The organism is Pseudomonas coronafaciens pv. oryzae str. 1_6 (genome assembly GCF_000156995.2).
GTDB lineage: Bacteria > Pseudomonadota > Gammaproteobacteria > Pseudomonadales > Pseudomonadaceae > Aquipseudomonas > Aquipseudomonas tremae.
The window spans coordinates 2,022,907-2,035,528 of the sequence record NZ_CP046035.1 but is presented as its reverse complement, the minus strand read 5'-3'; the positions used below and the strand labels follow the sequence as shown (position 1 = coordinate 2,035,528).

Here is a 12,622-nt window from a genome sequence, read left to right as displayed (position 1 = left end):
GTGATTTATTATTTTAAAGATACAGATTGGTAAAAACCGGCACTGCCCCGAAGTGTACGGGAACAGTTTGCGATTCGGCCAGTGATCGCTTTGGCTGCGTGAAAATAAACGCGGTCGACAGCGCCTGACTCAAGAAATTTAAGGCTTAAAAAACCCGAGGCTGTTTCCAGCATCGGGTCTTTTGTTGAACGTCGTGTCAGCGAGCAGCGCCCAACTGGCCTTTCTCGTCCGAGAACACAATTTCGACGCGTCGGTTCTGCGCACGCCCGCGTTCGGAAGTGTTGGCGTCTACCGGGAATTGCTGGCCGTAGCCCTCAACCTGAATACGCTTTTCATCCACTCCCAGGTCTATCAGCACGTCTGCGACAGCTTGGGCACGGTCTTTCGAGAGCTTCAGATTCTCCTGACGATCACCCGTGCTGTCGGTGTAACCCTCGATTCTGACCACGCGGCGCGGATTGATCTGTAGGAACTGCACGACTTTGAGAATGGTGCGGCTGGCCGAGTTCTTCAGCTCGGCATGGCCTGCGTCAAACAGCACATCGCCCAAGGTCATGACCAGCCCGCGATCAGTCTGGGTAGTGGCCAGACTGAGGATCTGGTCTTCCAGCCAGCGCCCTTGCTGCTGGGCGCTGGCTAGCTTGGCTTCACGCAAAGCCAATTGCATGCGCTGACGCTCCATGTCCATTTTTACCAGACGCTCCTGACTCAGCATCAGGTTGCTGTGCTCACGAGCGATTTCGCTGTAGCGACTGCTTAGATAAGCGTAATGGCTCACATCGGCACCGCTGCCCAGATAACTGGTCAGCCGCTCGGCGCGGGCCAGGGATTCACCGGCACGAATCACATCCTTGGGAGCGCTGCGCAGCACGTCGGTGTCTTCCTTGACCTTCTGAAAATCGGCGCTGGCTTGCTGCAAAGCCTGACCACTGTCCTGATGACCGGCACACCCGTAAAGCCCGGCCGAGCCCAGCAGCAGACCCACACTCAAGACACGCGAAAAACGGTTCATTGCGCCTCTCCCAGCTGCTTGCGCAAGCGGTTGAGGCGAGTATTCAACTGAGTGACCTGCTCCTGGCTTTTGAGGGTCAGCACACGCGCTTCGGCCAGCCTTGCATCGAGCTCGGCCTGCTCGGCTTTCATTCGCGCGTCCTTGTAGGCGTGGCTCGTCATCGAAGCTCGGGCCTCGGCAAACCGTGCCAGAGCAATTGCCATCTCTGGCTGGTCGTCGCTCGCGCCAACCGCCTTGGCCTGCTCCAGCGCCTGCTCGGTCAACTTGAATTGCTCGGAGGGCACAGGATCACTGGCACATCCGGCCAGCGTGGCGATTGCCATGAAGGCAACTGAAAAACGAATACTCACAAAAACATTCCTACTTGTTTGGGGCGCTGGCATTGGCAGGTTGCAATAACTGGGCTTTCCACAGCTCCAGATTGTGCTTGATCACTTCGCCCGCAAGGCCGGAGGCCGAAGATTCTGTCATCTTTTTCGCCAGCTGTCCGCGCAACCATGGATCATTGCAGGCCGAGTTGAACGACAACGCCAGGTAAAAACCGGGCGTATCAACCGGCTCAGGCTGAGCGATAAGGTCTGCAGACAGGCCCAGCGTCTGCACCATGACCATCCCTGCGTAGCGCCCGGCGAGCACATAATCGGTATCGCCCAACGCCAGCTTCTGAAAAGCCGCCGTCAGACCTGGCAGGCGCTCCAGCGTCAGATGCTGTCTGGCCATATCCTCAAACAACGGCGTCAACCGGGTCTTTTCCGACATGGCGCCAGGATGACCTTGCAGCTCGCCGACGGCATTGAACGGCAGGGCATGATCACGACGTGTCCAGACCATGATGTCGTTCTGCACAACCGGCGGATGAATATAGTCGAGGAATTCGAGCTGAGCGGTATTCAAGGCAGCGTCGGCCAGCATGTCCATACGCCCGGTCCGCACCTCCTCCAGCGCCTGACTGCGCTTGCCGCCGTAGAGAAACTCGAGTTTGACGCCCAGCTCGCTCGCCGCCTGAGTCAACAGATCAGCATTGGCGCCCATCAGATGCCGCGGCTCGTCAGGATCACGCCACAGGTAGGGAGGCGCATCGGGGCTGCCAGTCACGATCAGACGCTCGCATTTGCCTGCTGCCGATGCGAGTGTCGGCAGCATGACCAGCCCGAGAACAAGCGAAGACAGCCGCCGGAAATACGCCATGAACAGTCCTTATGAAAATCAATAAAAAACCCGCTCAGGCCGGGCCGGTGTACCGCAATCACGCTGGCGATACATCGATTCCGAACGGAACGGGTTTCTTTATAGTGGATGCGTCTGGCTTAAACCAGCTTCTCCAGCTCGGGAATGGCTTCGAACAAGTCCGCTACCAGACCGTAATCTGCCACCTGGAAGATCGGCGCCTCTTCGTCCTTGTTGATCGCGACGATCACCTTCGAATCCTTCATGCCGGCCAGATGCTGGATCGCGCCGGAAATACCGACCGCAATGTAGAGCTGCGGGGCGACGATCTTGCCGGTCTGACCGACCTGCATGTCGTTGGGTACGAAACCGGCGTCGACCGCGGCACGGGAAGCACCAACTGCCGCACCGAGCTTGTCGGCAAGGGTATACAGATGCTTGAAGTTATCGCCGTTCTGCATGCCGCGACCACCGGAAACGACGATTTTGGCTGCGGTCAGCTCAGGGCGATCTGACGTGGCCAGTTCTTCGCCAACAAAACTCGATTTGCCAGCATCGTGAGCAGCCGACACTGCTTCGACGGTGGCCGAACCACCCTCGGCAGCAACCGGATCGAAACCGGTGGCACGTACCGTGATGACCTTGACCGAAGCGGTGGATTGCACAGTGGCAATCGCGTTACCGGCGTAGATAGGACGAGTGAACGTATCAGCCGAAACCACCGAAACGATTTCGGAAATCTGGTCCACGTCCAGCTGCGCAGCAACACGAGGCAGGATGTTCTTGCCGTTCGAGGTTGCAGCGGCAAGAACGTGACTGTGGCCTGCAGCCAGCTCGACCACCAGTGGCGCTACGTTTTCCGGCAACTGATGCGCATAAACGGCGTTGTCAGCCACCAGCACTTTCGCCACACCAGCAATTTTGGCCGCGGCTTCGGCAACGGCGCTAACGCCTGACCCAGCCACCAGCAGGTGGATTTCTCCACCGATCTTCTGGGCAGCAGCCACCGTATTGAGCGTAGCCGGGGCTACGGTCGCGTTGTCATGTTCAGCGATAACCAGGATCGTCATTTAGATTACCTTCGCTTCGTTTTTCAGTTTCTCGACCAGTTCAGCCACCGATTTGACCTTGATGCCTGCGCTGCGTGCAGCCGGCGCTTCGACCTTGAGGGTCTTGTTGGTCGAAGCCGTTGAAACGCCCAGCGCGTCAGGCGTCAGCACTTCGAGCGGTTTCTTCTTGGCCTTCATGATATTGGGCAGAGAGGCGTAACGTGGCTCGTTCAGACGCAGGTCTGTGGTCACGATGGCTGGCAGGCTCAGGGAGACGGTCTGCAGACCGCCGTCGATTTCGCGGGTTACCGCAACCTTGTCGCCGGTCACTTCGACTTTCGAAGCAAATGTGCCTTGCGGATAGCCGCTCAAGGCAGCCAGCATCTGGCCAGTCTGATTGTTATCACTGTCGATAGCCTGCTTGCCGAGGATGACCAATTGCGGCTGCTCCTTGTCGACAACGGCCTTGAGCAGCTTGGCAACGGCCAGCGAGGTCAGTTCCTCGGCGGACTCGACCAGTACGGCGCGGTCTGCACCCAGCGCCAGAGCAGTGCGCAGTTGTTCCTGAGCAGTGGTCGGGCCGATGGTAACGACCACGATTTCTGTCACGACGCCCTTCTCCTTCAGGCGCACCGCTTCTTCAACAGCGATTTCGCAGAAAGGATTCATCGACATTTTGACGTTGGCCAGATCGACGCCGGAGTTGTCCGCCTTGACGCGAACCTTGACGTTGTAATCGACCACTCGTTTGACAGCTACAAGAACCTTCATGGATTCCTCACTCTCCGGTGAAAAGAAGTCGCCCGGCAACACCAGGCGATCGATATATGTGTCCTCAACAAGCAATCGTACGGGTGCAGGCCAGTGGCGCAACGCTGAAACGCGCCATAAAAGCCGGGGGCAGCCGTCAAGCAGCGGCGGTATGTGTAAAATGCGCCGTGCGACGTGGAGCGGTACCTGCACCGCGCCTGCCTGATGCTTTTTTGAAGATTCGCCTGAACCTGTTTTTAGCCTACGGCAAACGCAAAACCGCCCGTATCTTGACCGCAACGCCTTTTCCGGTCAATACGCCAAATCGGCCAGTCATGGGTCTGCTGTCTTTGATTTATCAGGGCTGCGGCCAATTCAAACAAACGTTTGTATTGGACCCGCACAGTGGTGTAGATATAATGCGTGCCATTAAAAGACGGGCGGTGTCCAACACCCCATACGTCAGCGCGCAACGACTCATAAAGCAGCGCCCCATAAAAACACCGTGAGCCTTGAGAGTAGGAGATAGCCTGTGGAACGCGAATACATGGAATTCGACGTCGTTATCGTCGGAGCCGGCCCTTCCGGGCTTTCTGCCGCTTGCCGCCTTAAACAGAAGGCCGCTGAAGCCGGGAAGGAAATCAGCGTCTGCGTGGTGGAAAAAGGCTCTGAAGTGGGGGCTCACATTCTGTCCGGTGCAGTGTTCGAGCCGCGCGCGCTCAACGAACTGTTCCCTGACTGGAAGGAATTGGGGGCGCCGCTCAATACGCCGGTCAAGCGCGACGACATCTATGTACTGAACGATGCTGAAAAAGCCCGGAAAATTCCTGACTTTTTCGTTCCCAAGACCATGCACAACCATGGCAACTACATCATTTCTCTCGGCAACCTGTGCCGCTGGCTCGCCCAACAGGCCGAGAACCTGGGTGTGGAGATCTACCCGGGCTTCGCCGCCCAAGAGGCGCTGTTCGACGAAAACGGCGTGGTACGCGGTATCGTCACCGGCGATCTGGGCGTCGGCCGCGAAGGCAATCCCAAAGAAGGCCTGTACACCCCCGGCATGGAACTGCGCGCCAAGTACACGCTGTTCGCCGAAGGCTGCCGTGGTCACATCGGCAAGCAACTGCTCAAGCGTTTCGACCTGGATAACGAAGCCGATGTGCAGCATTACGCCATCGGCCTCAAGGAAATCTGGGAAGTCGACCCGGCGAAACACGAACAGGGTCTGGTGGTACACACCGCAGGCTGGCCACTGGACGACGCCAACCCGGGCGGCTCTTTCCTGTACCACCTGGAGAACAATCAGGTGGTGGTCGGCCTGATCGTAGATTTGTCCTACAGCAACCCTTACCTGTCGCCGTTCGACGAATTCCAGCGCTACAAGCATCACCCGGTCGTCAAACAGTACCTAGAAGGCGGCAAGCGCATCAGCTATGGCGCACGTGCGATTACCAAGGGTGGCTTGAACTCGCTGCCGAAGATGGTCTTCCCTGGCGGCGCCTTGATCGGCTGCGATCTGGGCACACTGAACTTCGCCAAGATCAAAGGCAGCCACACGGCAATGAAATCCGGCATGCTCGCTGCCGACTCAGTGGCAGACGCCCTGTTCGCCGGCAATGAAGGCGGCGATGTGCTGACCTCCTACGTCGATGCCTTCAAGGCCAGCTGGCTGCATGCAGAGCTGTTCGCCAGCCGCAACTTCGGCGTGGCGATTCACAAATACGGCGCCATCAAGGGTGGCGCATTCAACTTCATCGATCAGAACATCTTCGGTGGCAAGCTGCCGTTCACCCTGCACGACACAAAGCCGGATTACGCCTGCCTCAAGCTGGCGGCAGACTCGAAGAAAATCGATTACCCGAAGCCCGACGGCAAACTCAGTTTCGACAAGCTGAGTTCGGTATTCCTCTCCAGCACCAACCATGAAGAGGAACAACCCTGCCACCTCAAGCTGACCGACCCGAGCATCCCGATCAGCAAGAACCTGCCACTGTACGACGAGCCCGCACAGCGCTATTGCCCGGCAGGCGTTTACGAAGTCATCACCAAAGAGGATGGCGAGAAACGCTTTCAGATCAACGCGCAGAACTGCGTGCACTGCAAGACGTGTGACATCAAGGACCCGTCGCAGAACATCACCTGGGTCGCCCCGGAAGGCGCTGGCGGGCCGACTTACCCGAACATGTAGTCAGCAGCAAACCGATAACGGAAAAGCCCCTTTTGGGGCTTTTTTCGTTTCAGGCGGGTACACGCAGGTGGCTGCTCTCCTCACCCGGGCTGCGTTCGAAGTAGCGTTTGTATTCACGACTGAACTGCGAAGCGCTCTGATAACCGACCTTGAGTGCAGCCTGTGCCACATTCAGGCCTTCGGCGACCAGCAATTGCTGAGCCTTGAGCAGGCGCAGGCGCTTGAGGTATTGCACCGGCGACAACAGCGTGCTGCGCTTGAAGTGCTCGTGAAAGGTCGAGGTGCTCATGTTTGCGCAGCGTGCCAGGGTATCGACGTTCAGCGCATGATCATAATGCTCATGCAGGTAATTGACCGCCGAGGCAATTCGCGCGAACTGGCCCTGCTGCTCGACCAGCGCGCGCAATACACCTGACTGCGGCCCTCGCAGCGCGCTGTAAAGCACATCACGAATCCGTGATTGCCCCATCGCCTGGCACTCGAGCGGGTCGTGCAGACAGCGCAACAGACGCTCGACGCTGTCGCGCATTGCAATGTCGATCACAACCGAGGTCATGGATTCGGGGGTCTGCAACTGGCTGTCCTGCTCGCTCGCAGGGCCCATTGCCTGCACCAGCTCACCGAGCAGCACCCGGTCGATGGCGACCGAAACGCCGTAGAGCGGTTTGTCAGGCGTGGCGAAGGTTTCACACTTGAACGGCACCGAAAGCGCTTGGATCAGGTAATGCCCGGTACCGTACTCAAAGGTGCGCGGCCCCAGGCAGGCAACCTTGCTGCCCTGCACCACAATCATCAGGCTGGGCTCGTAGATCTGCGGGCTGCTGGCCACGTAACCGAAGGCCGACAGGACACGAACCTCAGGCAGAAAGGTTGCAACAAAGCCAGGGCGTACAGCCAGAGGCTTGATCAGGGAGACGAGCGTGGCATTGCCAGCAGAGGGAAACGCAAGCGACATGGGGAGCAGGCCGACAGAGTAATAGACAGCCGTATCATCGCAGGTTTAAGCCTCGTAGCCGACACGCAATTTTTAGCCCGGAGAAATAGGCATGAAACACGGAGGATTCACCATAGCCGTGACGGGCGCGCATCTGGACAATGGCTCGCCTCTATTTCGTTACACCTTGCGAGGTCATACATGTACACAGCTATCGGTTACGCCGCTCAGTCAGCTACCGCCCCCCTCGCCCCGATGACCTTCGAACGTCGCGCTCCGCGCGCTGACGACGTTGCCATCGAAATCCTCTACTGCGGCGTCTGCCACTCCGACATCCACCAGGCGCGCAACGAGTGGGGCATTGCCGTTTACCCACTGATGCCCGGCCATGAGATCGTCGGTCGCGTCACTGCTACAGGCGCCAACGCCAACCAGTACAAGGTTGGCGATCTGGTCGGTGTCGGCTGCATGGTCGACTCCTGCCGCGAGTGCTCGGCCTGTAAATCGGATCTCGAGCAGTACTGCCTGGAAGGCCCGACCATGACTTACGCCACGCCAGACCGCGTGGACGGCAGCAACACCATGGGCGGTTACTCGAACAGCATCGTGGTCGCCGAGCACTTCGTCGTTCGCGTTCCGGAAAAGCTCGACCCGGCCGCTGCTGCGCCGATTCTTTGCGCAGGCATCACCACCTATTCGCCACTCAAGCACTACGGCGTCAAGGCTGGCGACAAGGTCGGCATTCTGGGCATGGGTGGCCTGGGCCACATGGGCATCAAGTTTGCCAAGGCGATGGGCGCTGAAGTCACTCTGTTTACCCGTTCCGCAGCCAAGGCTCAGGAAGCACGCCGCCAGGGTGCCGATCATGTGATCGTGTCTACTGACGCCGAACAGATGAAAGCCGCTGCCGGGCATTTCGACTTCCTGCTTGACACCATTCCGGTGCAGCACGATCTGAACCCCTACCTGGAAACGCTGCGCTTTGATGGCGTGCATATCCTGGTCGGCCTGATCGAGCCGGTCGAGCCGCCAGTCCACGCTGCCAATCTGGTGATGAGCCGCCGCGTACTGGCCGGTTCGCTGATCGGTGGTATCGCCGAAACCCAGGAAGTACTGGATTTCTGTGCCGAGAACGACATCACTTGCGACATCGAAATGCTCGATATCCGTAACATCAACGAAGCCTACGAGCGCATGCTGGCCGGTGACGTGAAATACCGTTTCGTAATCGACATGGCCACACTAAAGGCCTGATCCGTCGCCGATCAGCCGCCGAGATCGGCCGAGAGTTCCGCTGCAATCTTCTTGATCAGCGGGACCAGCTCGGCCATCTTCTCAAGCGGCATGTAAGGCACGGTACTGGCAACACTGATGCCGGCAACGATCTGTTTGCTGGCATCACGTACCGGAGCGGCGACACACCGGATCGACGGTTCGTTGTCCTCAAGATCAAACGCATAACCTCCTTGAACGTATTCTTCCCTTCGCGCTTGCAATTGCGCCCAGGTTTGCTGCTCATGCGCAGGCCACAGCGGGTTCCTGCCTGACGCCGGCATGCTGACCTCGTACAGCCGCTGCCATTCCGATTGCGCACTGTCCAGCAACAATGCCTTGCCTATACCGGTTCGCACCAGTGGCATGCGGTGCCCGACCCTCGAGCGCATTTCCGGGCCGTTGCGGCCAGGATTCTTGTGCAGGTAAAGCACGTCGTCCCCTTCCCGCACAGCCAGATGCACGGTATCGCCCGTCAGTTCCGAGAGTTGATCGAGGTATGGGCGTGCAAGCATCGCCAATGGCACTTCCTCACGAGCCTGAAAACCCAGTTCGATCAGCTTAGGCCCAAGGAGGTAACCCACCTGCGGCACCACGCGCAGGTAGCGCTCATCGACCAGGCAACTGGCCAGCCTATGGGTAGTGCTGCGTGTAGTGCCGATCAACCGGGCTATTTCCTTCAGGTCGCGTGCGCCCCCGGCCACCGCCTGAACCACGCCCAGCCCGCGTAAAAGGGTCTGGGTGCCGGTCGGGGCCGGCTCTTTGCTGGTGAGAGGTTCAGCGGGGAGTAAGTCGTTGTGCATGAAAGGCCTTGCTCGGACAGAAAGGATTCGGATCGAAAGCTGGCGGCATTATCGTCGCCAGCGTCCGCAGACGTCGACATCAGAGCTCGATACGTTCGACTTTTCCTACCAGAAGGATGTAGGACAGCGCTCCCAACAACGCCAGCATCGAGATATAGGTGATCGCTGGCGCGAACGAATCGCCCGACGCCAGAAAACCGATCACGATCGGCGTGGCGATGGCCGACAGGTTGCCGATGAAATTGAAGGTACCGCCGGTCAGGCCCAACAGGCGCGCCGGAGCCAGGGTCGAGACCAGCGACCAGGTGATCGAGGCCAGTCCGTTACCAAAGAACGCCAACGCCAGGAAGGCAATGACCAGCGGCGTCGAGTCAACGAAGTTGGCACCTATGATCGACGTGGAAATCAGCAGGCCGGCGATGATCGGCAGCTTGCGGGCGAAGCCTACCGTATGGCCACGGCGGATCAGCCAGTCGGAGAAGAAGCCTGAACACAACACACCGACAAACGCCGCCAGGAATGGCAATGATGCTAAGAGGCCGGATTTTATGAAGTCCATGCCCCGGTATTTCACCAGGTAGGTCGGGAACCAGGTAAGGAAGAACCATAAGGTGGAATTCAGACAGAACTGCCCGAGATAGATACCCCACAGCTTGCGCTTGCTCAGTACGATGCCCAGGTCCATCCAGCTGAAACCCTGCTTCTGTTTTTCGACGTCGCGCTGGATATCTACCAGACCGCCACCGTCTTTGATCAGGTCGATCTCCTGCTGATTGACCCCTTTGAAGTCACGCGGCTCGCGATACACCATGTACCAGATCAACGCCCACAGCACGCCGACCCCGCCCGTAACGACAAACACCATGTGCCAGCCGTAATGCGCCTGCAGCCAGGCCAGTATCGGCGTCAGGAACGCCAGGCCGACGAACTGGCCCGAGGTGTAGACGCCAATGGCCGTGGCGCGCTCGCGCTCTGGGAACCAGGTGGTCACCACCCGGCTATTGATTGGATAGGCTGGCGCCTCCAGCGCGCCGACGGCCATGCGCAGCACAAACAGCGCGATGAAGCTGGCGGCGAAACCGAGCATGATGGTGGCAATGGACCACAGGAGCAGCGCAGCGGTGTAAAGGATGCGCGGCGGCACACGGTCAACCAGCCAGCCGCCGGGCAGTTGCATGGCGGCATAGGTCCAGCCGAAGGCGGAAAAGATCAGCCCGACATGCACCGTATCAAGACCCAGTTCGGCGGTCAGCGCTGGCGCCGCGATGGACAGATTGCTGCGATCGAGATAGTTGATCACCACGGTGATGAACAGCAGCACCATGATAAAGAAACGCTTGCGGGACGGCGTTACCAGCGATGCTGCACCTTCCATAGTTCGAGTGCGCATGGAATGTAGCCTCTTGTTGGATTTATTATTTGGCGAACTCTCGTTCCCACGCTGCGCGCTCAGCGTTATACATAAGTCCTGAGAAGCCCATAGATTGGCTTCTGGCCGAAGGCCGTGGGGAGCGAATTTGTTCGCTCCCCACGGCCTTCGGCCAGAATCAAAAGCCGACTTGTATAAAACGCTGAACGAAGAGCGTGTGCACGATCATGGAGTCGCCCTACCACTCCGCAAAACTGCCATCGGCGTGGCGCCAGATCGGGTTGCGCCAGCGGTGGCCGATGGCGGCGCGCTCGATGACGTACTCTTCGTTGATTTCGATGCCAAGGCCCGGACCATTGGGAATCTTGACCATGCCTTTGTCGTAGTCGAAGACTTCCGGATGCTTGACGTAATCCAGCAGATCGTTGCTTTCGTTGTAGTGGATACCCAGGCTCTGCTCCTGAATAAAGGCGTTGTAACAAACCGCGTCCAGCTGCAGGCAGGCAGCCAGCGCAATCGGCCCCAGCGGGCAATGCAGCGCCAGCGCAACGTCGTAGGCTTCGGCCATGTTGGCGATCTTGCGGGTCTCGGTGATGCCGCCCGCGTGGGACGCATCAGGCTGAATGATGTCAACGTAGCCTTCGCTCAACACGCGCTTGAAGTCCCAGCGCGAGAACAGCCGTTCGCCCAGTGCAATGGGCGTGCTGGTCAGCGGCGCCAGCTCTTTCAGTGCTTCGTAGTTCTCGCTGAGCACTGGTTCTTCGATGAACATCAGCTTGTAGGCATCCAGCTCTTTCATCAGCACCTTGGCCATCGGCTTGTGAACCCTGCCATGGAAATCCACGCCAATGCCCACATTCGGTCCCACCGCGTCACGCACAGCAGCAACGTTGGCCAATGCCAGGTCGACTTTGTCGAAAGTGTCGAGAAACTGCAGCTCTTCGGTGCCATTCATCTTCACGGCAGTAAAACCGCGCTCTACCGCCTCTTTGGCCGCCCGCGCCGTGTCGGCAGGACGATCACCGCCAATCCATGAGTAGACACGTATCTTGTCGCGCACCTGGCCACCAAGCAGGTCGCTGACCGACACTCCCAGCGCCTTGCCCTTGATGTCCCAAAGCGCCTGATCGATACCTGCCAGCGCGCTCATGTGGATTGCGCCGCCACGATAGAAGCCACCGCGGTACAGCACTGTCCAGATGTCCTCAATGTTGCGCGGGTCCTTGCCGATCAGGTAATCGGAAAGCTCTTCCACAGCGGCAGCCACGGTGTGCGCGCGACCTTCGACCACCGGCTCGCCCCAGCCGACGACGCCCTCGTCGGTCTCGACCTTGAGGAAGCACCAGCGCGGCGGAACGATGAATGTGGTGAGTTTGGTGATTTTCATGGATGCGGTTTCTCTTGTTGATTCTCTTATTGGTTTAAAGCAGCCAGAGTGCCGGTCAGTCTGAATGCGCTGCGCTGTGCTGTTTCCAGGCGGCCACATAGGCCTTGGCCCGCTCGGCGACATCAGCAGCACTCATGCCGGGTTTGAACAGCCCGGACCCGAGGCCGAAGCCTTTCACCCCTGCGTCCAGGAACACCTTCATGTTGTCGGGCGAGATACCGCCGACCGGCAGCAGGATCGTGCCCTTCGGCAAGACCGCGAGCCATGCCTTGACCACCGCAGGCGACATCTGCTCTGCAGGAAACAGCTTGAGCACATCCGCGCCTTCCGCCAGCGCAGCAAACGCCTCGGTCGGCGTCGCGACGCCTGGCGATAGAAACAGTCCGGCGGCCTTGGCGGCACGCAATACCCTGGCATCGCTGTGCGGCATGACGATGACTTGCCCGCCGGCATCCTTGACCTGGGTCACTTGCTCGGGGTTCAACACTGTTCCGGCACCGATCAGGCAATCGGCAGGCAGTTGCTGGCGCAGCAAGCGGATACTGTCGAACGGTTGCGGTGAGTTGAGCGGCACTTCGATGACCCGAAACCCGGCCTCGTACAGCACATCGCCCACTGCCGGTGCTTCTTCGGGACGCAGGCCACGTAGAATCGCGACCAGACCGTTTTCCTTCAATGCTTGCTTGAGCAT

General features: G+C 58.9%; 13 protein-coding genes. 3 read left to right on the top strand and 10 right to left on the bottom strand.

Annotated elements, in window-relative coordinates; all coding sequences use genetic code 11:
* Positions 1-196: 196 nt before the first annotated feature.
* The 5 genes from POR16_RS09115 to POR16_RS09095 all read right to left on the bottom strand — a co-directional run bounded on the left by POR16_RS09115 (position 197) and on the right by POR16_RS09095 (position 3,999).
* Positions 197-1,012 carry an OmpA family protein gene (locus tag POR16_RS09115; protein WP_005896954.1) on the bottom strand — a complete coding sequence of 272 codons (816 nt, stop codon included), beginning with the start codon at positions 1,010-1,012 and terminating at the stop codon, positions 197-199.
* Positions 1,009-1,362, bottom strand: a complete 354-nt coding sequence (locus tag POR16_RS09110) for a DUF4398 domain-containing protein (protein WP_005896952.1) — start codon at positions 1,360-1,362, stop codon at positions 1,009-1,011. Before POR16_RS09110 ends, POR16_RS09115 begins: the two co-directional genes overlap by 4 nt.
* Positions 1,363-1,372: 10 nt before the next feature.
* The gene (locus tag POR16_RS09105) at positions 1,373-2,200 is read right to left on the bottom strand and encodes a substrate-binding periplasmic protein (RefSeq protein ID WP_005896950.1); all 828 of its coding nucleotides are present in this window, start codon (positions 2,198-2,200) and stop codon (positions 1,373-1,375) included.
* Between the two features lie 119 nt (positions 2,201-2,319).
* Positions 2,320-3,249 carry an electron transfer flavoprotein subunit alpha/FixB family protein gene (locus POR16_RS09100; protein ID WP_005896948.1) on the bottom strand — a complete coding sequence of 310 codons (930 nt, stop codon included), beginning with the start codon at positions 3,247-3,249 and terminating at the stop codon, positions 2,320-2,322.
* Positions 3,250-3,999 carry an electron transfer flavoprotein subunit beta/FixA family protein gene (locus POR16_RS09095; RefSeq protein WP_005896946.1) on the bottom strand — a complete coding sequence of 250 codons (750 nt, stop codon included), beginning with the start codon at positions 3,997-3,999 and terminating at the stop codon, positions 3,250-3,252.
* 56 nt (positions 4,000-4,055) lie between these two features.
* Between POR16_RS09095 and POR16_RS09090 the strand changes: the two genes are divergently transcribed.
* Positions 4,056-4,487 carry a hypothetical protein gene (locus tag POR16_RS09090; protein ID WP_005896944.1) on the top strand — a complete coding sequence of 144 codons (432 nt, stop codon included), beginning with the start codon at positions 4,056-4,058 and terminating at the stop codon, positions 4,485-4,487.
* A 23-nt stretch (positions 4,488-4,510) separates the two neighbouring features.
* Entirely contained in the window at positions 4,511-6,166 is a 1,656-nt protein-coding gene (locus POR16_RS09085; RefSeq protein WP_005896941.1) for an electron transfer flavoprotein-ubiquinone oxidoreductase, read from the top strand.
* A 49-nt stretch (positions 6,167-6,215) separates the two neighbouring features.
* Here the strand turns inward: POR16_RS09085 and POR16_RS09080 are convergent, their stop codons facing one another.
* On the bottom strand, positions 6,216-7,121 hold the full coding sequence (locus POR16_RS09080) for an AraC family transcriptional regulator (protein WP_005896939.1): 906 nt from the start codon (positions 7,119-7,121) through the stop codon (positions 6,216-6,218).
* A gap of 180 nt (positions 7,122-7,301) precedes the next feature.
* Between POR16_RS09080 and POR16_RS09075 the strand changes: the two genes are divergently transcribed.
* Positions 7,302-8,354 carry an NAD(P)-dependent alcohol dehydrogenase gene (locus POR16_RS09075; protein ID WP_005896937.1) on the top strand — a complete coding sequence of 351 codons (1,053 nt, stop codon included), beginning with the start codon at positions 7,302-7,304 and terminating at the stop codon, positions 8,352-8,354.
* An 11-nt stretch (positions 8,355-8,365) separates the two neighbouring features.
* On the opposite strand, the gene POR16_RS09070 is transcribed toward POR16_RS09075, so the two are convergent.
* From POR16_RS09070 to POR16_RS09055, 4 genes are all read right to left on the bottom strand, one after another.
* Positions 8,366-9,175, bottom strand: a complete 810-nt coding sequence (locus POR16_RS09070; protein WP_005896935.1) for an IclR family transcriptional regulator — start codon at positions 9,173-9,175, stop codon at positions 8,366-8,368.
* 79 nt (positions 9,176-9,254) lie between these two features.
* Positions 9,255-10,565, bottom strand: coding sequence for an MFS transporter (locus POR16_RS09065; protein ID WP_024669565.1), 1,311 nt, complete (start codon positions 10,563-10,565; stop codon positions 9,255-9,257).
* Positions 10,566-10,782: 217 nt separating this feature from the next.
* On the bottom strand, positions 10,783-11,931 hold the full coding sequence (gene dgoD / locus POR16_RS09060; RefSeq protein WP_005617237.1) for a galactonate dehydratase: 1,149 nt from the start codon (positions 11,929-11,931) through the stop codon (positions 10,783-10,785).
* Between the two features lie 55 nt (positions 11,932-11,986).
* Positions 11,987-12,622: a 2-dehydro-3-deoxy-6-phosphogalactonate aldolase gene (locus POR16_RS09055; protein WP_005893734.1), complete on the bottom strand. Its 636-nt coding sequence runs from the start codon at positions 12,620-12,622 to the stop codon at positions 11,987-11,989.